Raw genomic sequence first — 22553 nt, forward strand, 5'->3', positions numbered from 1 at the left:
CCCCCTTTATTCTACTGCAATCGATCCGACTTCTTTTGTTCGGATACGAATTGCTTGTTCTACTGGATAAATGAAAATCTTCCCGTCCCCAACTTTACCGGTTGCTGCTTCACGCAATAAAATCTCTACAATGGCATCAACTTTGCCATCGTCTACAATCATTTCTAATTTTAATTTAGGTAAAAATTCAATTTCATACGTATTGCCGCGGAAGAGTCCTGTTCGACCTAGCTGACGACCACAACCAGCGATTTCAGAAACGCTTAACCCTGCAATTCCTTCCTGTGCAAGACCATCCCGAACAGCTCCAAAAACTTCAGGACGAATGATTGCTTCAATTTTTTTCATGAGTACCAGCTCCTTGCGTAAATTTAATTTACATGTTAAAACGGTATTAAAAACAGTGCAATTGTTTTTTTGAATTCTATGTAAGGTTAGTTTACATAGAATATTTCTAGTCTCGAAGTATTTTAGAAAAAAGGTTTTTATAAAGGGAATGAAAGCGGTACTAAAATTTGTGTCTAAAATGTGTACGGTTCTAAATTTTCTGACTATTTATGTTAAAAAACCTAACATCTACAAGAGGGAATGTAATACGCAAGAATTTGGGTATATAGTGTATACTAGGACTAATTATCAAAGCGGAAGAAGGGGTTTCTTTTGAGATCAAACTATGCAGATGATAGCTTAGCGCTACACACAGACTTATATCAAATCAATATGGCAGAATCCTACTGGGCGGATGGCATACATAATAAAAAAGCGGTTTTTGAATTGTATTTTAGAAAATTACCTTTTGGTAATGGCTATGCCATATTTGCTGGGTTAGAGCGAATGCTTGATTATCTACGTGATTTTCATTTTAGTGAATCGGATATTGCGTATTTACGTGATGAAGTAGGTTATAAAGATGACTTTATTCAGTATTTAAAGAACATCCGATTTACTGGAGAAATGTATTCCATGGTAGAAGGGGAACTGGTTTTCGCTAATGAACCAATCGTCCGAATTGAAGCTCCATTAGTAGAGGCGCAGCTAATTGAAACAGCCTTACTTAATATTGTTAACTATCAAACATTAATTGCTACAAAGGCTAGCCGTATCAAGCAAATTATTAAAAATGAAGTGGCGATGGAATTTGGTACAAGGCGTGCACAAGAGATGGATGCTGCTATTTGGGGAACGCGTGCCGCGTTTATCGGTGGTTTTGCTTCCACAAGTAATGTTCGAGCAGGTAAACTTTTTAAAATTCCTGTCTCTGGTACACATGCCCATGCATTAGTGCAAGCTTATAAAAATGATTATGATGCATTCCATGCTTATGCAAAACGTCATCGCGATTGTGTGTTTTTGGTAGATACTTATAATACATTGAAATCAGGGGTGCCAACTGCAATTAAAGTAGCTAAAGAGCTAGGAGACAAAATTAACTTTATTGGCATACGCTTAGATAGCGGCGATATTGCTTTCTTATCAAAAGAAGCTCGTCGTATGTTGGATGCTGCAGGCTTCCATGATGCCAAAATCATTGTCTCAAACGATTTAGATGAATACACCATCTTAAATTTAAAAGCTCAAGGAGCAAAAGTGGATGTTTGGGGAATTGGTACAAAGCTTATTACAGCTTACGACCAGCCTGCGTTAGGTGCAGTATATAAAATGGTGGCTATCGAGAATAGCGAAGGGCAACTTGAAGATACAATAAAAATCTCAGCTAATGCGGAAAAGGTATCAACGCCAGGCTTGAAAAATGTCTATCGTATTATCGATAAAAAGAATGGAAAGGCAGAAGGAGACTACATCACAATGCACGATGAAAATCCTCAAGCTGAGGAACGTATCAAAATGTTCCATCCGATTCATACGTTTGTCTCAAAGTTTGTCACAAATTTTGAAGCAAAAAATTTACATCAGCATGTTATTAAAAATGGAGCGATCAATTATCAAAACCCTACATTAGAGGAAATGCGTGATTACGCGGCGGAGAATTTAGAGCTGTTGTGGGATGAATATAAGCGTGCGATGAATCCTGAAGAATATCCGGTCGATCTCAGTCAAAAATGCTGGGATAATAAGATGCGTAATATTGAAGAAGTGCATGCGATGGTTAAACGAATGTAAAAAGGAGTGACGGGTGCAATGACTTTACAGCAACAAATTATTGAGGAATTACGCGTACTGCCTAACATTGATGTACAGAGGGAAATACGTAAATCAATTGATTTTTTAAAGGAATATGCAAAACGCTATAGTTTTGTAAAAGGTTTTGTTCTTGGTATTTCTGGTGGTCAAGATTCAACATTAACAGGAAAACTAGCGCAGTTGGCTATTGATGAATTAAATGCAGAAGTGGGAGAAATGAAGTATTCGTTTTTCGCTGTACGATTACCGTATGGCGTACAAGCTGATGAACAGGATTGCCAAGATGCCATTGATTATATAAAGCCAACGAAGGTTTATACAGTAAATATAAAAGACGCAGTGGATGCTAGTGTGAGAGCTCTAACAAATGCGGGGGTTGAGCTGAATGACTTTGTGAAAGGGAATGAAAAGGCTCGTGAGCGTATGAAGGTCCAATATTCAATTGCTGCAATGAATGGAGCGGTTGTATTAGGAACAGATCATGCTGCGGAAGCTATTACAGGCTTCTATACAAAGTTTGGTGATGGTGGAGCAGACTTAATGCCAATCTTTCGTTTAAATAAACGACAAGGAAAGCAATTGTTAGCAGAACTTCAATGCCCTGAGCATCTTTATAAAAAGGTGCCTACAGCAGACTTAGAAGAAGATCGTCCCTCATTGCCAGACGAAGTGGCGCTAGGTGTGTCGTATGATCAAATAGATGATTATTTAGAGGGGAAAGAAATTCCAGAAGAACCTCGCCAAAGATTAGAAGGGTATTATTTGCGTTCCCAACATAAACGTCATATGCCAATTACAATATTTGATGATTTTTGGAAGTAAGATGAGCGAAAAGGGTTATAAAGAAAGTGGTTTCACTTTTGAAAATAGCTCTTTTCGCTCTTTTTTTATGTATTATGGTTCTATGTTGTTAATTGTCAGCATATAATGTCGATATAATTACCTATAAGGATAATAAAATGTAGGGGAGGGTAACTTTTTATGAGGACTTCTAGAGTGAGTGCAACGACAAGTAGTGTTTTTCGGCAGGAACAACAGTATTTACATGCTGGTGATCTCCGCCATAACTTTGGGCAAAATCCACAAAAGCAATTTCGGAATAGATTACAAAAAAATAAAGAGAAGACGTACAATTCAACAACTATTTCTGTAAATTCACAACAGCAGCAACCGATTACACCTATCCATATAGATAGCGCTAGTGATTTGGAAATTCGCCGTGAATTAAATGAGACGGCATTAAAGCTCAGTCGTTTAAACAAACAAAAGAAGCGTCTCAATAGTTACCGTTCTTCCATATAAGCCAAACTCTCCACATCAGTGTGGAGAGTTTTTATTTTTGAGGGGAAGTAAATGAAAGTACTAAATTCAAAATATTTGAAGTGAAGATGTTCATGGAATGTTCAAGGTAATTTTTCCATTTCTTCACAGCGATTTTTAACTAATTTCACAACTAATCTGTAGTGTAGGAGATGGCAACAAAAAACTAAACTTGGAGGATAAAGTTGTGAAAAAATTATGGTTACCTGCACTAATATTATTATTTGTACTTGCAGCTTGTGGTAGCGAAAAGAAACAGGTAGAAGAAACGGAAATTGAGCAAGAAGTTACGAAAAATGAATCAGAAACCGTGCAAGTTGCTTCATTAGTAGATACACGGTTACAAGAGCCTGAAGAAGAGACAACTTGTGAAATGTGTAATATGAAAGTTTATATGAAAGACCATGAGATGGGTGTATTTTCAGCACAGGCAATAAAAGAAGATGGAACAATCGCTTTTTATGACGATATTGGCTGTTTATTAAATGCAGAGGTTGCTAATGAAGAAAAAAACGAAAAATTTGTACGTGATTTTGTGTCGAAAGATTGGGCAAAGATTGAAGATGTAACAATTATAAAAACAGAGCTGAAATCTCCGATGAACTGGGGCTATATTTATTTCGTGGACAAGGCTGAAGCAGATAAATATATGCAAGAAAATTCGAAAGCTTATGTGGAGGAACTACAAAAAATTAAAGATGATGCATTGGAGAGACGTAAGAAAATGATGCAAAAAAAGGCTGAGGATGAAAAAGATGCATCCGGTTCTATGCATTCGAATGAGGTGAATCAAGAAGGGCACGGTCATTAAATTATAGACTAGGGGAAATCCTCTAGTCTTTTCTTGCTGAATGAGGAGGTGGAAAGTGATGAAGCAAATCATGTTGTTCTTTTTATTTTTTCTCATGACAAGTCAAACGGCGTATGCAGAATTTGATATTCAATATGCTATCGATCAAGCAAAAGCTGGAGATAGTATTCATATTCCTGCTGGTCGTTACCAAGGGAATTTCACGGTGAAGAAACCGATCAAACTGTACGGACAAAAAGGGACTGAGCTTTATGCTCAAAATGATGAACCTGTATTAAAAATTGAACATGTATCGAATGTTTCCATAGAAAATATAAGGATAACAGCAAAAAATAAAGGAATTGTTACTAATGAGGCGGATAATTTAGAGCTAAGAGCTATTGAACTAAAAGATATCCGAGTTGGTATACATCTTCAGCATTCAAGGCATATACGAATTTTAGAAAATAGGATCATTGGAAATGAATCTCACTTTGCTGAAAAAGGAAATGGAATTGCGGTTTTTAAAAGTGAAGATGTCGTGATCGATCAAAATACGATCGAACAAGTCCAGGATGGTATATATGTTGAAGAAGGGACGCGAATAGATGTACAGCGAAACAAGGTAACAAATTGCCGTTATGGAACACATTTTATGTATTCAAGTAATGTGAAGGTGTTGTTCAATACATATTTACAGAATGTTACAGGTCTTATGGTGATGATGACTACTAATTTAGAAATAAGTAGTAATACAATTAGTAATCATAATGGCTTCAATAGTTATGGACTTATGATGTATGACACACAGGAGGCAATGGTAAGAGAAAATAGCTTTCTGCATAATCGTGTAGGGGTAGCGTTGCAGAAGAGTTCAGTGATTCAAATACAAGAAAATCGCTTTCAGATGAATCAAACTGCATTAGAAGGTACAAAAGTCGATGAGCGTTCAATCATTATGAATAATCAGTTTACAGGCAATATATTAACAGCAAGGTCAGACAATCGAGGATTACGTTTAATTCATAATTTTTATGATGATTATACAGGGCTAGATGTTACAGGTGATGGTTTTGGAGATATTCCATATGTGGCTGTGTCGAGTTTTGGACAATGGATGGTGAGACAGCCGGTTTATCAATTTTTTGTGGCATCACCAAGCGTTGTTATCCTGACGTCACTAGATCAACAGATTAATAAAACAGAACGAAATCTAATGGTAGATAATGAACCAAAATTACTGAGCAATATGAAAGAGATAGAGTTTTCATTAAATATCTTACAATTAGTGATTGGTTTTATCGTGTTTATGGGAAGTTTATGGCTTTGGAAAAGGGGGATACGAGTGTGACTAGATGGATAATGATAGTAATTATATGTGGCGTTATTTTAGGAGGCTGTGGTGAAAAAGCATACCATCCACGTGAAATCAATAGTGAAACAGATGTTTGTAAAGTTTGTAATATGAGTATTGTTCATAATGAATACGCAGGGCAAATTGTTTTGAAAAATGGAGACTATGAGACTTTTGATGATATTGGATGCTTAATGGATTACATTGAGCTAAATGGCGATGGTGAAGTGGGAGCAGCCTATATTAAAAATAAAGCAACGAATGAATGGATTGACGTTTATAAAGCGATTTATGTGTACAACAAAAATTATTGGACGCCGATGAACTATGGTGTTATTGCATTTGCTACAAAAGACGAAGCCAAAGAATGGATGAATGATGAAGAAGAAGGTCAACTATTTGCCTATCGTGATTTGCTGACATTGAATTGGGGGATTCATGAGTGATGTTTGTAAAAATAGAGCTGAAGCAGATTTTAAGAAGTCGATGGATGCAACTAGTAGCCTTTCTGTTTACGTTTGTTTTCGTTGCCATAGTCGTCATTCAACAAATGGCTTTACCAGATATTGAAGGCTTTACACGTCAAACTGCATCATTTTTAAGTGTGTTATTATTTCTGCTGCCGCTATTTATCCTCACCATTGGTAGTATGAGTATAGCTGGTGATATAGAATCAGGTTGGTTATCGTTATTAAAAACATACCCTATGAAGCGGAAGCAATATATTACAGGCAAATATGTAGCTACGGTACTTGCGTTTTTATTAGTAATAGTAGTGGCATTTAGTTTTGTATTAACCGTAGGTGGGTTACTAGGTGGGGTACGGTTACCAATTGTTTTAGTTATTCTTACGCTATTATGTATTATTATCTTTGTGTCTTTAGGAATCTTGCTAGGGGTATTTGCAAAAAAAAGATTATTTGCACTTGCATTATCACTTGTAGTATGGTCCTTTCTTTTATTGCTCATTTCTTATGCTTTAATGGCGATAGGTGCAGTTGTTTCAGGACATCTTTTACAAAAGCTCATCATCATAATGATACATATTAATCCAGTAGAATGGCTGCGCTTCGGCTATTTTATATTTAGTAATCAAGCTAGTGTGCTTGGTCCAGCCTTTTATGATGTAACGAGGTTTTACTTATCACCGCTTGGTCAGGTGGTGTATGGAATAATAACAATACTCTGGATTGTACTACCGTTAATGCTTGCTACGAAGCTGTTAAAGGAGGGGGAGCGGCGATGATTCTGTTAGAGGGAAAAAATGTAGCTAAGGTTTATGAAAATGATAGAGGATTAAAAGAAGCCTCCTTTCAGCTGCAAGCTGGTCGAATTCTTGCATTGGTTGGAGGAAACGGGGCTGGGAAGAGTACTTTGATTCGTTTGTTAACGGGTCAAGAGAAACAGCAATCTGGTGAAATAATATGGCATCAACCACAAACAATCCGTTTTATGCCTGATGATGTAAACTTTCCAACTATGCTAACTGCAGCTGAAATATTAGAGCTGTTGGCATCTTTAAAACAAGTAGATAAATATGAGCAAGAGAATGTACTGAAGCGTGTTTCCTTGTGGGATGTTCGGAAGCAAAGAGCTAAACACTTTTCCAAAGGGATGCTCCAACGGCTAAACCTAGCCCAGAGCTTACTTGGTAGCGGGTCATTGTTAATTTTAGATGAGCCAACGAATGGTCTAGATCCCTTTTGGATAGCACAGTTGAAAAACATGATGCTGGAGGAGAAGAAAAAAGGCAATACCGTTATCTTCTCTACTCATTTGCTATCTTTTGCTGAAGAAATAGCAGATGATGTATTAGTTTTACATGAAGGTGAAATTATCATTTCTGGGGCGATATCTGAAATTTTCTTGCAAGAAAATTCTACATCTTTAGAAGAAATATGGTTAAAAAGATTGAATTTGTAACATTCTAATGGTTAATGACGTTATATAATAAGGATTAGGCTTGTTTGGATGTTATCAAACAAGCCTTTTTTATGAATGTTCGTAGGAAGTAGAAGTTTCAGATAATTGTTTTACAAGACAGATTTCGCTATGCTTAGATTAAGTTTGCTTGCAATTCACACAATTGCTTGATGGAATGGGAGGCTTTTCGATTAATGAATGCTCAAATACAGAATGTTTTAGAAAATATAGAAAAAGTAATGATTGGTAAAAGAGAAGTTGCTGAGCTCAGTATTGTCGCATTATTAGCAAGGGGACACGTTTTATTGGAGGATGTACCTGGAGTAGGAAAGACAATGATGGTGCGAGCACTTGCAAAATCGTTTGATGCACAATTTAAGCGTATTCAATTTACGCCAGATCTATTGCCATCAGATGTAGTCGGTATTTCTATTTATAATCCCAAGACAATGGAGTTTGAATTTCGTCCAGGACCAATCATGGGGGATGTTGTATTAGCCGATGAAATTAACCGAACGTCTCCGAAAACTCAATCAGCGTTGTTAGAGGGGATGGAAGAGGCTTCTGTTACAATTGATGGGAAAACGCTGATGATCAATCAGCCATTTTTTGTGATGGCTACACAAAATCCGATTGAACATGAAGGTACCTATCCTTTACCTGAAGCACAACTAGATCGATTTCTCTTAAAGATAAAAATGGGCTATCCATCTAGGGGGCAAGAGGTTGAAATTTTACGAAGAGCTGAGAATGGTAAAGCCATTGAAAAAATCGAAGCAGTATTATCGGTAGCGCAATTAATCGAATTACAGGAACTTGTTCAAGGTGTGTATGTAGAAGATTCTGTTAAAAATTATATGGTGGAGCTTGCTACCCTAACAAGAGAAAATAATTATGTCTATTTAGGTGTGAGTCCACGTGCCACAATAGCGCTAATGAAAGCTTCTCAAGCTTACGCATTTTTAAAAGGACGAAGCTATGTTACCCCTGATGATGTTCAATATTTAGTGCCATTTGTTTTTAACCATCGTTTAGTTTTAAAACCAGATGCACGCTATGATAACGTGACAGCAGACGAAATTATCCAGCGGATCATTGCTAAAACACCAGTTCCGACAAAGAGGTTTGCAGAACAATGAGGCAATGGAAAGCTTTTGTAGAAAAAAGCAAACATTTCCTATTAATCGCTTTCTTGATGATCGTAACATTTTGTTATGCAATGTTCCAAGGTGGGTTTGTGAGCTGGTTTGTATTTTTTACGGTTAGCCCATTTTTAGTATATGCATTCATTTTCTTTGTCGTTAGAGAAGATATTTTACTAATCGAACGCAAGATTGACCCGATTCATATAGAACGAGGTCAATCAGCGAAGGTGCTTATTACGATAGAACGTAAAACACGTTTTCCATTTGCCTATATCGTAATGGAGGAACTTGTGGATAGTGAGGGATTAGTGCAAGCTAAAATACAAAATGCGAATGCCATTAAGTTCGTTGGATTCAAAAAGACCTTTAGCTGGCAATATGAATTGGAAAATATGCCACGTGGTGAACATCGCTACCTAGGTGTTACAATTGTTTTCTATGATTTTTTTGGCTGGGCTAAAAAGGTTGTCGTAGCAGAAAAGGACCAAACTATTTTAGTTTACCCAAGAGTACAAGAGATGAAATATGCTGCGCTTCAAACAAAATATGATGTTGGCTTGATGATGTCTCCATACTCTATTGTGAAGGACACATCGATGGCTGTTGGATTACGAGAGTACGTTCCAGGAGATCGTTTTTCGTGGATTCATTGGAAATCATTTGCACGTACACAAAAGTTACAGTCTAAGGAATTTGAGGATCGACAATCATCTGAACTAATGTTAGTGCTAGACGCTACAAAATCCTCGATGTTTGAAGAAAAAGTAGAGTTAGTAGCTTCAATGCTACAAATGATCGTTCAGGAACGAGGAGATTTATCATTTATTTCTGCTGGAGCAATGACGAAAGTATTCCCAGCTATACAGGGTGACAAGCATTTAGATCAAGTCATGTATCATTTAGCTGCGATAAAACCTACAGAGAATGTCAAGTTTCGATTTCATGACCAACAAGCCTTTAAACAAGTTGCAACACTGCTTTATGTGACAAGTGATGTTTCAGATGAATTCCTACATACTCTTGCGAATATAGTGAAAAGCTGTATTTGTTTTGTAGTGGCAAAGCAGCAACCAGTGCAATCTGAGCTTGCGATGCGGTATAAACATATACAAGTTATTTATGTAAATCCAGCAGATTTCTATCATTTATTCACGGAGGTGATAAGACCGTGAAGCAATCATTAGGAGAATTTTTAGAATTAGCCATAGCTTATGTTATTGTATTTTTCATTTTGCGTGAATGGCTTATTCCCATTATGCAATTAACGAATACAGGTGGGATGCATCTTTTCTTAGTGTTTATCGGTATGTCTTTAGCGCTAAGTCTTTTCCGCGTACATCCTTTATTATCAGGATTAGTGAAGTTTGGTTATATTACCTGGTTTGTCGTTTTTATCTATAGCCCTAGTCCTGTATTATCTGGTGATACATTGCCTTTTTTATTGGCTGAATGGAGAGGGAACATGGCCACGATTCTAACAGGTGACTTTGGACAGGTTTCAGATGTTTTCAGAACAGTGTTATTTCTTGTATTGATTTGGATGCTGGTCTATTTAATTCACCATTGGGTTTCGGTGCGAAAAAATATATTCTACTTCTTTGCCATGACCGTATTCTTTATTGCTACTTTGGATACATTTAGTGACTATGACGGTAAAGCGGCAATTGTAAAAGTTGTTGTTTTAGGATTAATCATGACAGGTGTTCTTTTTGTCAAGCGCCTATGGCTTCAAGTAGAAACTACAAGTACGGTAATGGAGAAATGGAAAATTGTTATTCCCATGCTAGTATCTGTATTACTCGTTAGTTCTGTAGCATACTTTTTACCAAAGACTGGGCCAACATGGGCAGATCCGGTGCCGTTTATCCAAGGGGTTACTGGACAAGACGGAAATGGAAATGGTCAAAAATCAGTTGGTTATAGCCAGGATGATAGTCAGTTAGGTGGTCCGTTCCAAGGAGATAATACTTTAATATTCACTGCCTCTTCCCGTGATCGTCATTATTGGCGTATTGAAACAAAAGATACGTATACGTCAAAAGGTTGGATTGTTTCAGAGGGGAACTTTGGGAAAAATGTTTATGAGTCAAATACACCCATTCTGACTTCTTTACAAGTAGGGCCGCCCGAAAGTGAACGTCAGATTCAATTAGATATTGCTGTTCCAATGCCATTTTTAATTCAAACATATGGTATGCTTTCTGTTTCGGCTCAAGATTCCACTTTATTTATTCAAGATGAGCAGACTGAAAAAATGAATATAGAACAACAGGTAGGGGAATCGAAATCATTATCAAACTATTCATTGTCTTATAGTGAGCCTGTTTATAGTATGGAGCAGCTCCAATTGTCATATCCAGCAACACTTGAAACAATGGATTCTTCCTTTGATCGATTTTTGCAGTTACCTAACCAACTTCCTCAGCGTGTAAGGGACTTAGCGTCTGAAATAACGCAAAAGAAAGATACGGTTTATGAACAAATTAAGGCTGTAGAAAGTTATTTTAGAACAAATGGTTTTAAGTACGATAAAACGCAAGCTGCCATTCCTGGTGAAAATCAGGATTATGTCGATCAATTTTTGTTCGATACAAAAGTTGGGTATTGTGATAATTTCTCCACTTCAATGGTGGTACTTTTACGCTCAGTAGGAATCCCAGCTCGATGGGTGAAAGGCTTTGCACCTGGGACTGCAGGACCTGTGTCAGATGGATTACGCGAATATCGCATCACGAATGACAATGCGCACTCATGGGTAGAAGCTTTTATACCTGGAACGGGATGGATGGAGTTTGAGCCTACAATCGGCTTTTCTGGCAATGTTAACATCGATTATGATATTCCGTTAGATACGTCTGATGAGGAGGAAGTGGCGCAGCCAGAACGAAAACCCGAGCAGCCACAACCACAAGAACAGGTAACCGAGAAGGAACAGACAAAATCAACATTTAGCTTTGATGCAATGTGGTTATGGATGAAAAAGTTTGCCTATGTTTGGGTGATAATTGTTGTATTATTAATAATCACAGGTATTTCTTTATTCTTACAGCGTAAAACGTGGATTCCTAAGATGCATGTTCGAGCATACCGTAAAAAAGTAGCGGATTGGTCAAATTTCGATTCTTCCTACCATGTTTTACTGAAGCAATTATCCCGTATTGGTTTGCGGAGAAAAGATGGAGAAACGTTAAGTGCATTCGCAGAGCGTGTAGATTCAGCATTAGAAACAGATGAAATGCAAAAGCTGACGGTAGTTTACGAGCAACATATTTATGGGAAAGACAAAGAAGATGTTGATTTTGTGAAGCTGAAAGAAAGTTGGGAATATTTAATCAATCGCACTATCAGTTGATTTTAACGTAGACAAAGAGTAAAATGAAAAAAATTAAATGCAAGGATTGCTTTCATATAAGTTCGATAATAGGGTTCGGATGTTTCTACGAAATCACCTTAAATGATTTCTCTATGAAGGCGGATGTTTTCGTTAGGTGAAAAGTATAGTAAATCACTTTACTTTGCTACGCATTCGCCTTTATCAATATTCTAGAGCTTATGAACGCGTAGAAAGTTTTTTTACTTTCTTCGCGTTTTTCTTTGAACACATGAAAAATCCTTTAAAAATAATAGAAGAGGTGGAAATTTTGACAGCTAGCCCTTTATTAAAAGAGCAAGAAAAAATCGTTGTACTAGACTTCGGTAGCCAATTTAACCAATTAATTACACGTCGTATTCGTGAATTTGGTGTTTTCAGTGAATTACATCCACATACGGTAACTGCAGAAGAAATTAAAGATATGAACGCAACAGGTATTATTTTCTCAGGTGGTCCAAACTCTGTTTATGATGAAAATGCCTTTCATGTGGATCCAGCTATCTTCGAATTAGGTTTACCGATTTTAGGTATTTGCTATGGTATGCAATTAATGGCCCATACAAACGGCGGTAAAGTTGAAGGTGCTGAAACACGCGAGTATGGTAAAGCCGAAATTCAAGTAACAACACCAAACAAATTATTTGGTGAATTACCTACAGAACAAATCGTTTGGATGAGCCATGGTGACCATGTAACAGAAGTTCCAGCTGGATTTGAAGTCATCGCAACTAGTGCATCTTGTCCGATTGCTGCAATGGCAAACGTTGAACGTAAACTATATGCTGTACAATTCCATCCAGAAGTACGTCACTCTGTATATGGTAATGATCTATTACGTCAATTCGTATTCGACATCTGTGAAGCGAAAGGCGATTGGTCAATGGCAAACTTCATTGAGCTTGAAATTGCAAAAATTCGTGAAATCGTTGGCGATAAAAAAGTATTATGTGCACTTTCTGGTGGTGTAGACTCATCAGTGGTAGCGGTGTTAATCCATAAAGCAATAGGCGATCAATTAACTTGTATGTTCGTAGACCACAACTTAAACCGTAAAGGCGAAGTTGAACAAGTAATGAAAACATTCACAGAAGACTTTGACATGAATCTTATTAAAATTGATGCACGTAAACGATTCATGGACAAACTTGCTGGGGTTTCTGATCCAGAGAAAAAACGTAAAATTATCGGTAATGAATTCATTTATGTGTTTGATGAAGAGGCATCTAAGCTTGAAGGTATGGATTTCTTAGCACAAGGAACTCTTTACACAGATATTATTGAATCTGGTACTTCAACTGCACAAACAATCAAATCACACCATAATGTTGGTGGTCTTCCTGAAGATATGCAATTCCAACTAATTGAGCCACTGAAAACTTTATTTAAAGATGAAGTACGTGCACTAGGTTTAGAGCTTGGACTAGACGAAAAAATCGTTTGGCGTCAACCGTTCCCAGGTCCTGGATTAGGTATCCGTGTGCTTGGTGAAGTAACAGAAGAAAAATTAGAAATCGTTCGCGAATCTGATTTCATTCTACGTGAAGAAATCGCAAAAGCTGGCCTTGATCGTGACATTTGGCAATATTTTACGGTATTACCTGATATCCGTTCAGTAGGTGTAATGGGCGATGCTCGTACGTATGACTATGCAATCGGTATCCGTGCCGTTACATCTATCGACGGTATGACTTCTGACTGGGCACGTATTCCTTGGGATGTACTAGAGAAAATCTCCGTCCGCCTTGTAAACGAAGTAAAACACGTGAACCGCGTGCTGTATGATATTACATCTAAGCCACCAGCAACGATTGAGTGGGAATAATAGCAAAAGCCCTAAAAGCCCTGAGAGGTTTTTAGGGCTTTTTTTGATTTATTTCCTTCTGAATTTATGGCTTAATGAAGTATCTCAACTGCAAAAATTGCTGGTAAAGTGTTGTATGTAGTAAACTAAATGAATGCACAAGAAATTATACTATTCAGATTAGGGGGGATTTAAATGGAGAAAAATAAACCAATGATTCATACATTAACGGTTGGGATGCCAAAAGAATTGGTTGATAGTAAAGGACGTTCAATGATTACAGGGATTGAAAAGCAACGAGTGCAAGAAGTTTATTTGTCCTCTCAAGGCTTTGAAGGGGATGATGTGGCAGATAAAAAACATCACGGTGGCCCTGATCGAGCAGTTTGTTTATATCCTGCGGAGCATTACATACAATGGGAACAGGAACTTGGAAAAACGTTACCCGTTGCTGCATTTGGCGAAAATTTAACCGTAACAAATATGTTAGAATCAGATGTTTGTATTGGTGATATTTATAAAATTGGAGATGCTGTCATTCAAATTACACAGGGACGTATTCCATGTAGTACGATTGATAGATATACCGAGGCAAACACATTACTCAAACGTTTAATCGAAACAGGCTATACAGGTTTCCTTGCGCGTGTACTTGAAGAAGGGACAATCTGTGCAGATTCAACAATTGAGCTTGTAGAAAAGCATCCTGCACGTATCTCTGTTTTGTATTGCAATGAAGTGTACTTCAAAAACAATGATGCAATCGCTATGAAACAAATACAAGCAGTAGATGCATTAGCAGAAGATTGGAAAGAAAAATTAGAAAAAAGAATTCAAGTCTTGCAAAGTAAAGTGATGAGTTAAAACATACGTTCAAAAGAAGGATCCTCTAGAATTTCTAGGGGATTTTTTCTTTAAACTAATTGCTGAAATGTTCAGTACAAAGCCTCTTTAGTAATACATTTAATAGAACCTGAACATTAAATAAGAATTTTACACGAACTTTCGCATTTCTTTTTAGAAAAATGTTCGGAAATAGGGTTGAAATCTAAAAAACGAAATGATATATTACGAATGTAAATTAAATACGTCGTCGTATAATGTCGGGGATAAGGCCCGTGAGTTTCTACCAAGTTACCGTAAATAACTTGACTACGATTTAGGTTTATACATAAATGTATAAACACTAATTTGTTTCACACACTAATTGTGATGAAATATATCGTAGACATGCGACTAGTAGAGTAGTCAGCGTGTCTTTTTTGTTTTCGATATTGAAGACGACCACACGGAGGATTTTTTGATAATGAAAAAATATTTCATGTTCGATGAATTAGGAACTAATTATCGCCGCGAAATAATAGGCGGTATTACAACCTTCCTTGCAATGGCATATATTCTAGCTGTTAACCCAGGTATTCTAGAAAATGCAGGGATGGATAAAGGTGCTGTTTTCGTAGCAACAGCATTAGCAGCAGCAGTCGGTTCTTTGATTATGGGGATTTTCGCTAAGTTTCCGATTTCACTTGCTCCTGGGATGGGGTTAAATGCATTCTTTGCATTTACTGTAGTCGGAGCATACGGTATTCCGTGGCAAACTGGTTTAACAGGCGTGTTCTTCTCAGGGATTATCTTTATTATTTTATCTTTAACTGGTATCCGCGAAACTGTTATTAATGCTATACCAGTACAACTTAAATATGCAGTTTCTGCAGGTATTGGTTTATTTATAACTTTTGTTGGTTTACAAGGAGCAGGGATCATTGTCGATAGCCCAGCTACTTTAGTCACTTTAGGAAGTTTCACAGGCGCTACATTATTAGCGGTATTCGGAATTATTCTTTCAGTTATTCTTATTATTAAATTGCGCAGTATCGGTATTTTCTTAGGGATGGTGATTACTGCAGTTATTGGGATGATCACAGGTATCATTGATCCTCCGACAGCCGTTGTATCAGCTATTCCAAGTGTAGATTCTACATTCATGGTAGCACTAGAACCACTTGGTGACTTCGGTACATTATTTAACGTGAAGTTTTTAGTAGTAGTGTTAACATTCTTGTTTGTTGATTTCTTTGATACAGCTGGTACTTTAATGGCTGTAGCGACACAAGCAGGTTTAGTAAAAGATAATAAATTACCGCGTGCAGGACGTGCCTTAATGGCAGATGCACTAGCAACAACTATCGGTTCTTTATTTGGTACGTCAACAACAACAGCGTACGTAGAGTCAACTTCTGGAGTTGCTGCAGGCGCTCGTTCAGGATTTTCAGCAGTCGTAACAGCAGTACTGTTCTTAGTTGCATTATTCTTCTCACCATTACTAGCAGTGGTAACACCAGCAGTTACTGCTCCAGCTTTAGTAATCGTAGGGGTACTAATGGTATCGTCCTTACGCTTAATTGATTGGGACAAATTCGAAATAGCAGTACCTGCATTCTTTACAGTATTAATGATGCCACTTGGTTATTCAATTGCTACTGGTATTGCAATCGGCTTTGTATTCTACCCAATTACAATGTTATTAGCAGGTCGTAAAAAAGAAATTCACCCAATGATGTATGGTCTATTCTTTGTTTTCCTTGCATACTTCATTTGGGTACGTTAGTTAAACAGACACCTTTAATTGTTAGTAAGTTGCTAACAATTAAAGGTGTTTTTTATTGAGTTGATCCAAAATAAAAGAAGGTATTATTTTTACATTTATATAGAAGAAACTCGGTTTTAAATAATGCGAATAGTTTTACTTTAATGAAACACTTGCAAACTTAAATTTATGATGATATATTTAAACACGTTGTTACGAAATAAACGAACAACTTAAAAAATATTAACATAAACAGTTGACAACGAGTTAACATTATGTTAAATTATAAAAAGTTACTTAGTGTAACTAGTAAATGAACCTTGAAAACTGAACAAGCAAAACGTAATCAATAAAGTTTTAAGTAGCTAGTTTTGCTAGTGAACAAAAAAAATTTTGGACATCAAACATGATGCCAGCAAAACAATTTGAGCTAATCAAATTTCTTTTTATGGAGAGTTTGATCCTGGCTCAGGACGAACGCTGGCGGCGTGCCTAATACATGCAAGTCGAGCGAACAGAAAAGGAGCTTGCTCCTTTGACGTTAGCGGCGGACGGGTGAGTAACACGTGGGCAACCTACCCTATAGTTTGGGATAACTCCGGGAAACCGGGGCTAATACCGAATAATCTCTTTTACTTCATGGTGAAAGACTGAAAGACGGTTTCGGCTGTCGCTATAGGATGGGCCCGCGGCGCATTAGCTAGTTGGTGAGGTAACGGCTCACCAAGGCGACGATGCGTAGCCGACCTGAGAGGGTGATCGGCCACACTGGGACTGAGACACGGCCCAGACTCCTACGGGAGGCAGCAGTAGGGAATCTTCCACAATGGGCGAAAGCCTGATGGAGCAACGCCGCGTGAGTGAAGAAGGTTTTCGGATCGTAAAACTCTGTTGTAAGGGAAGAACAAGTACAGTAGTAACTGGCTGTACCTTGACGGTACCTTATTAGAAAGCCACGGCTAACTACGTGCCAGCAGCCGCGGTAATACGTAGGTGGCAAGCGTTGTCCGGAATTATTGGGCGTAAAGCGCGCGCAGGCGGTCCTTTAAGTCTGATGTGAAAGCCCACGGCTCAACCGTGGAGGGTCATTGGAAACTGGGGGACTTGAGTGCAGAAGAGGAAAGTGGAATTCCAAGTGTAGCGGTGAAATGCGTAGAGATTTGGAGGAACACCAGTGGCGAAGGCGACTTTCTGGTCTGTAACTGACGCTGAGGCGCGAAAGCGTGGGGAGCAAACAGGATTAGATACCCTGGTAGTCCACGCCGTAAACGATGAGTGCTAAGTGTTAGGGGGTTTCCGCCCCTTAGTGCTGCAGCTAACGCATTAAGCACTCCGCCTGGGGAGTACGGTCGCAAGACTGAAACTCAAAGGAATTGACGGGGGCCCGCACAAGCGGTGGAGCATGTGGTTTAATTCGAAGCAACGCGAAGAACCTTACCAGGTCTTGACATCCCGTTGACCACTGTAGAGATATAGTTTCCCCTTCGGGGGCAACGGTGACAGGTGGTGCATGGTTGTCGTCAGCTCGTGTCGTGAGATGTTGGGTTAAGTCCCGCAACGAGCGCAACCCTTGATCTTAGTTGCCATCATTTAGTTGGGCACTCTAAGGTGACTGCCGGTGACAAACCGGAGGAAGGTGGGGATGACGTCAAATCATCATGCCCCTTATGACCTGGGCTACACACGTGCTACAATGGACGATACAAACGGTTGCCAACTCGCGAGAGGGAGCTAATCCGATAAAGTCGTTCTCAGTTCGGATTGTAGGCTGCAACTCGCCTACATGAAGCCGGAATCGCTAGTAATCGCGGATCAGCATGCCGCGGTGAATACGTTCCCGGGCCTTGTACACACCGCCCGTCACACCACGAGAGTTTGTAACACCCGAAGTCGGTGAGGTAACCTTTTGGAGCCAGCCGCCGAAGGTGGGATAGATGATTGGGGTGAAGTCGTAACAAGGTAGCCGTATCGGAAGGTGCGGCTGGATCACCTCCTTTCTAAGGATTATTTCGGAATACAAACCTTGGGTTTGTAAGATTACGTTTTGCGTTCAGTTTTGAAGGTTCATTCTTCTGAATGAAACACTTCAAAACTTGTTCTTTGAAAACTGGATAAAACGACATTGAAATTGTAACAAACACATTTATTTTTTAAGTTTTTTATAGGCTTAATAACTTGGTTAAGTTATTAAGGGCGCACGGCGAATGCCTTGGCACTAGGAGCCGAAGAAGGACGGCACTAACACCGATATGCTTCGGGGAGCTGTAAGTGAGCTTTGATCCGGAGATTTCCGAATGGGGGAACCCACTACGTTTAATCGCGTAGTATCTTGACGTGAATACATAGCGTCTTGAAGGCAGACCCAGGGAACTGAAACATCTAAGTACCTGGAGGAAGAGAAAGAAAAATCGATTCCCTGAGTAGCGGCGAGCGAAACGGGAAGAGCCCAAACCAAGAGGCTTGCCTCTTGGGGTTGTAGGACACTCTATACGGAGTTACAAAAGAGCGAGTTAGATGAAGCGACTTGGAAAGGTCCGCCAGAGCAGGTAAAAGCCCTGTAGTCGAAAGTTCGTTCTCTCCTGAGTGGATCCTGAGTACGGCGGAACACGTGAAATTCCGTCGGAATCCGGGAGGACCATCTCCCAAGGCTAAATACTACCTAGTGACCGATAGTGAACCAGTACCGTGAGGGAAAGGTGAAAAGCACCCCGGAAGGGGAGTGAAAGAGATCCTGAAACCGTGTGCCTACAAGTAGTTAGAGCCCGTTAATGGGTGATAGCGTGCCTTTTGTAGAATGAACCGGCGAGTTACGATTACGTGCAAGGTTAAGCTTTAGAAGGCGGAGCCGCAGCGAAAGCGAGTCTGAATAGGGCGAAATAGTACGTGGTCGTAGACCCGAAACCAGGTGATCTACCCATGTCCAGGGTGAAGGTGAGGTAACACTTACTGGAGGCCCGAACCCACGCACGTTGAAAAGTGCGGGGATGAGGTGTGGGTAGCGGAGAAATTCCAATCGAACTTGGAGATAGCTGGTTCTCTCCGAAATAGCTTTAGGGCTAGCCTCGTGATGAGAATACTGGAGGTAGAGCACTGTTTGGACTAGGGGGCCATCCCGGTTTACCGAATTCAGACAAACTCCGAATGCCAGATATTTATACACGGGAGTCAGACTGCGAGTGATAAGATCCGTAGTCAAAAGGGAAACAGCCCAGACCACCAGCTAAGGTCCCAAAGTAATCGTTAAGTGGAAAAGGATGTGGCGTTGCACAGACAACCAGGATGTTGGCTTAGAAGCAGCCATCATTTAAAGAGTGCGTAATAGCTCACTGGTCGAGTGACGCTGCGCCGAAAATGTATCGGGGCTAAACGATTCACCGAAGCTGTGGATTGACATCTACGATGTCAGTGGTAGGAGAGCGTTCTAAGTGCGTTGAAGTCAGATCGGAAGGACTGGTGGAGCGCTTAGAAGTGAGAATGCCGGTATGAGTAGCGAAAGACGGGTGAGAATCCCGTCCACCGTATGACTAAGGTTTCCTGAGGAAGGCTCGTCCGCTCAGGGTTAGTCGGGACCTAAGCCGAGGCCGATAGGCGTAGGCGATGGACAACAGGTTGATATTCCTGTACCACCTCCTCACCGTTTGAGAAATGGGGGGACGCAGTAGGATAGGGTAAGCGCGCCGTTGGTTGTGCGCGTCCAAGCAGTAAGGCGTGTGTGTAGGCAAATCCGCACACTGTAACGTTGAGCTGTGATGGCGAGTCCGTATGGACGAAGTTCCTGATTTCACACTGCCAAGAAAAGCCTCTATCGAGGTGAGAGGTGCCCGTACCGCAAACCGACACAGGTAGTCGAGGAGAGAATCCTAAGGTGTGCGAGAGAACTCTCGTTAAGGAACTCGGCAAAATGACCCCGTAACTTCGGGAGAAGGGGTGCTCTTGAGCGTGCAAGCGCATGAGAGCCGCAGTGAATAGGCCCAGGCGACTGTTTAGCAAAAACACAGGTCTCTGCAAAACCGTAAGGTGACGTATAGGGGCTGACGCCTGCCCGGTGCTGGAAGGTTAAGAGGAGTGGTTAGCGCAAGCGAAGCTGCGAATTGAAGCCCCAGTAAACGGCGGCCGTAACTATAACGGTCCTAAGGTAGCGAAATTCCTTGTCGGGTAAGTTCCGACCCGCACGAAAGGCGTAACGATCTGGGCACTGTCTCAACGAGAGACTCGGTGAAATTATAGTACCTGTGAAGATGCAGGTTACCCGCGACAGGACGGAAAGACCCCGTGGAGCTTTACTGTAGCCTGATATTGAATTTTGGTACAACTTGTACAGGATAGGTAGGAGCCAGAGATCTCGGAGCGCCAGCTTCGAAGGAGGCGTCGGTGGGATACTACCCTGGTTGTATTGAAATTCTAACCCATGCCCCTTAGCGGGGCAGGAGACAGTGTCAGGCGGACAGTTTGACTGGGGCGGTCGCCTCCTAAAAGGTAACGGAGGCGCCCAAAGGTTCCCTCAGAATGGTTGGAAATCATTCGTAGAGTGTAAAGGCACAAGGGAGCTTGACTGCGAGACCTACAAGTCGAGCAGGGTCGAAAGACGGGCTTAGTGATCCGGTGGTTCCGCATGGAAGGGCCATCGCTCAACGGATAAAAGCTACCCCGGGGATAACAGGCTTATCTCCCCCAAGAGTCCACATCGACGGGGAGGTTTGGCACCTCGATGTCGGCTCATCGCATCCTGGGGCTGTAGTCGGTCCCAAGGGTTGGGCTGTTCGCCCATTAAAGCGGTACGCGAGCTGGGTTCAGAACGTCGTGAGACAGTTCGGTCCCTATCCGTCGTGGGCGTAGGAAATTTGAGAGGAGCTGTCCTTAGTACGAGAGGACCGGGATGGACACACCGCTGGTGTACCAGTTGTCTTGCCAAAGGCATCGCTGGGTAGCTATGTGTGGACGGGATAAGTGCTGAAAGCATCTAAGCATGAAGCCCCCCTCAAGATGAGATTTCCCATTACGCAAGTAAGTAAGATCCCTCAAAGACGATGAGGTAGATAGGTTCGAGGTGGAAGTGTGGTGACACATGGAGCTGACGAATACTAATCGATCGAGGACTTAACCAAAACAGTTTGAAATATTCAATGTATCGTTTATCCAGTTTTGAAAGAGCAAATCTTTCTAAAGAGAGAGCTTCTAGACACAGCAGTACGCCGTGTATGGAAGGTCGACCATAGTCTAGTGATGATGGCAAAGAGGTCACACCCGTTCCCATACCGAACACGGAAGTTAAGCTCTTTAGCGCCGATGGTAGTTGGGGGCTTCCCCCTGTGAGAGTAGGACGTCGCTAGGCAATTAAAAAGTCATGGATGTATTCCATGGCTTTTTTTTATTTTGTGAACTATTCATAAAATGCTATAATATATTTAATATTTACAAGTGGATTTAAAGGAAATTTCTTTCGCCTAGATACATTCTGGATTTAATAATGGAGGAATCAAAATGAGGCAGAACATTTTTTCTGCGATTTCGATCTCAAGTCTACTACTTATATTCTTTATGTTTGGCTATGATTCAACCAAATGGTATGGAAACTTTTTTACATTTCTCTATCGTGTAAATATGTTTATGCCGTTTATTTTAGGTGGTTTAGGCATCACCAGTGCCCTATTTGGCATCAAAGGATATCGTATGGTTCTTGTTGTCCTTCATTTGTTCCTACTGCTATTATTTTTTTGTATCTATTTAAAGGCATTTTATGTTCCATGAGCATTCATCAAAACTGCGGAGAGGAATTCTGCAGTTTTTTCTATTTATTTAAGTTCTTACATACTTCTGTAAGCAACAAAAGGTATAATGAATTACAAATTGGTTGTGAATGAATATGTACAATGGAAAGGAAGAAAAAGTTGGGAAAAAAGCAAATTTGGTATGAGGTACAGGAAAACGAGTCAATCGAGGATTGCTTGGCAAGAATGCGGAAAGATGGCTTTATGGTCATAGGACGAAAAGAAGAGCCACTTTTTCATATCGTAGATGGTGAGCCAGCTTATTTGCGCCAAAAAATTCAGTTTAAAGGTATACCTGCTCAAGATATCGAATGATTTTGACTAAAAACCGAACATTTTTTTTCACCTAA

General features: G+C 40.0%; 17 protein-coding genes, 3 rRNA genes and 2 riboswitches. Of the genes, 19 read left to right on the plus strand and 1 reads right to left on the minus strand.

Features of this window, described 5'->3' with window-relative positions:
* Positions 1-6 precede the first annotated feature (6 nt).
* Positions 7-348 carry a P-II family nitrogen regulator gene (locus tag ACHZEU_RS16515; protein ID WP_016995352.1) on the minus strand — a complete coding sequence of 114 codons (342 nt, stop codon included), beginning with the start codon at positions 346-348 and terminating at the stop codon, positions 7-9.
* Between the two features lie 312 nt (positions 349-660).
* Between ACHZEU_RS16515 and ACHZEU_RS16520 the strand changes: the two genes are divergently transcribed.
* The 19 genes from ACHZEU_RS16520 to ACHZEU_RS16610 all read left to right on the plus strand — a co-directional run bounded on the left by ACHZEU_RS16520 (position 661) and on the right by ACHZEU_RS16610 (position 22518).
* Positions 661-2121 (plus strand): nicotinate phosphoribosyltransferase, encoded by a 1461-nt coding sequence (locus ACHZEU_RS16520; RefSeq protein WP_082148178.1) that lies wholly within the window; start codon positions 661-663, stop codon positions 2119-2121.
* Positions 2122-2139: 18 nt separating this feature from the next.
* Positions 2140-2964, plus strand: coding sequence for an ammonia-dependent NAD(+) synthetase (gene nadE, locus ACHZEU_RS16525; protein WP_333881129.1), 825 nt, complete (start codon positions 2140-2142; stop codon positions 2962-2964).
* A 159-nt stretch (positions 2965-3123) separates the two neighbouring features.
* On the plus strand, positions 3124-3444 hold the full coding sequence (locus ACHZEU_RS16530; RefSeq protein WP_333881130.1) for an NAD synthetase: 321 nt from the start codon (positions 3124-3126) through the stop codon (positions 3442-3444).
* A 205-nt stretch (positions 3445-3649) separates the two neighbouring features.
* Positions 3650-4273 carry a nitrous oxide reductase accessory protein NosL gene (locus ACHZEU_RS16535; protein WP_333881131.1) on the plus strand — a complete coding sequence of 208 codons (624 nt, stop codon included), beginning with the start codon at positions 3650-3652 and terminating at the stop codon, positions 4271-4273.
* Between the two features lie 58 nt (positions 4274-4331).
* Positions 4332-5603 carry a right-handed parallel beta-helix repeat-containing protein gene (locus ACHZEU_RS16540; protein WP_333881132.1) on the plus strand — a complete coding sequence of 424 codons (1272 nt, stop codon included), beginning with the start codon at positions 4332-4334 and terminating at the stop codon, positions 5601-5603.
* Complete coding sequence (locus ACHZEU_RS16545; protein WP_233436264.1) at positions 5600-6052, plus strand: nitrous oxide reductase accessory protein NosL; 453 nt, start codon at positions 5600-5602, stop codon at positions 6050-6052. The genes ACHZEU_RS16540 and ACHZEU_RS16545 overlap by 4 nt, the downstream gene beginning before the upstream one ends.
* Positions 6052-6852 (plus strand): ABC transporter permease subunit, encoded by an 801-nt coding sequence (locus tag ACHZEU_RS16550; RefSeq protein ID WP_333881133.1) that lies wholly within the window; start codon positions 6052-6054, stop codon positions 6850-6852. Before ACHZEU_RS16545 ends, ACHZEU_RS16550 begins: the two co-directional genes overlap by 1 nt.
* Positions 6849-7529, plus strand: coding sequence for an ABC transporter ATP-binding protein (locus ACHZEU_RS16555; RefSeq protein WP_053075732.1), 681 nt, complete (start codon positions 6849-6851; stop codon positions 7527-7529). Before ACHZEU_RS16550 ends, ACHZEU_RS16555 begins: the two co-directional genes overlap by 4 nt.
* 194 nt (positions 7530-7723) lie before the next feature.
* On the plus strand, positions 7724-8668 hold the full coding sequence (locus tag ACHZEU_RS16560) for a MoxR family ATPase (protein WP_048395021.1): 945 nt from the start codon (positions 7724-7726) through the stop codon (positions 8666-8668).
* Positions 8665-9846: a DUF58 domain-containing protein gene (locus ACHZEU_RS16565; protein WP_328025426.1), complete on the plus strand. Its 1182-nt coding sequence runs from the start codon at positions 8665-8667 to the stop codon at positions 9844-9846. The genes ACHZEU_RS16560 and ACHZEU_RS16565 overlap by 4 nt, the downstream gene beginning before the upstream one ends.
* Positions 9843-12026, plus strand: a complete 2184-nt coding sequence (locus ACHZEU_RS16570; RefSeq protein WP_066038120.1) for a transglutaminase domain-containing protein — start codon at positions 9843-9845, stop codon at positions 12024-12026. Before ACHZEU_RS16565 ends, ACHZEU_RS16570 begins: the two co-directional genes overlap by 4 nt.
* 32 nt (positions 12027-12058) lie before the next feature.
* A riboswitch (purine riboswitch) is annotated at positions 12059-12160 on the plus strand.
* Between the two features lie 155 nt (positions 12161-12315).
* Positions 12316-13869: a glutamine-hydrolyzing GMP synthase gene (guaA, locus tag ACHZEU_RS16575; protein WP_036076059.1), complete on the plus strand. Its 1554-nt coding sequence runs from the start codon at positions 12316-12318 to the stop codon at positions 13867-13869.
* 174 nt (positions 13870-14043) lie between these two features.
* A complete protein-coding gene (locus ACHZEU_RS16580; protein WP_048395027.1) occupies positions 14044-14712 on the plus strand; it encodes an MOSC domain-containing protein in 669 nt (222 codons plus the stop codon).
* 209 nt (positions 14713-14921) lie between these two features.
* Positions 14922-15023: riboswitch (purine riboswitch) on the plus strand.
* A gap of 131 nt (positions 15024-15154) precedes the next feature.
* Positions 15155-16456, plus strand: coding sequence for an NCS2 family permease (locus tag ACHZEU_RS16585; RefSeq protein WP_004230532.1), 1302 nt, complete (start codon positions 15155-15157; stop codon positions 16454-16456).
* Positions 16457-16880: 424 nt separating this feature from the next.
* Positions 16881-18432: ribosomal RNA gene (locus ACHZEU_RS16590) — 16S ribosomal RNA — on the plus strand.
* A 180-nt stretch (positions 18433-18612) separates the two neighbouring features.
* Positions 18613-21540, plus strand: a 23S ribosomal RNA gene (locus ACHZEU_RS16595).
* A gap of 111 nt (positions 21541-21651) precedes the next feature.
* Positions 21652-21767 (plus strand): 5S ribosomal RNA (gene rrf / locus ACHZEU_RS16600).
* Together the 16S, 23S and 5S rRNA genes form the textbook arrangement of a ribosomal RNA operon.
* A gap of 149 nt (positions 21768-21916) precedes the next feature.
* Positions 21917-22183, plus strand: coding sequence for a hypothetical protein (locus ACHZEU_RS16605; RefSeq protein WP_048394900.1), 267 nt, complete (start codon positions 21917-21919; stop codon positions 22181-22183).
* A gap of 140 nt (positions 22184-22323) precedes the next feature.
* Positions 22324-22518, plus strand: a complete 195-nt coding sequence (locus ACHZEU_RS16610; RefSeq protein WP_036076850.1) for an NETI motif-containing protein — start codon at positions 22324-22326, stop codon at positions 22516-22518.
* Positions 22519-22553: the final 35 nt, after the last annotated feature.

Origin of the sequence: Lysinibacillus sp. S1 (assembly GCF_044986265.1) — a bacterium.
Lineage (GTDB): Bacteria > Bacillota > Bacilli > Bacillales_A > Planococcaceae > Lysinibacillus > Lysinibacillus capsici.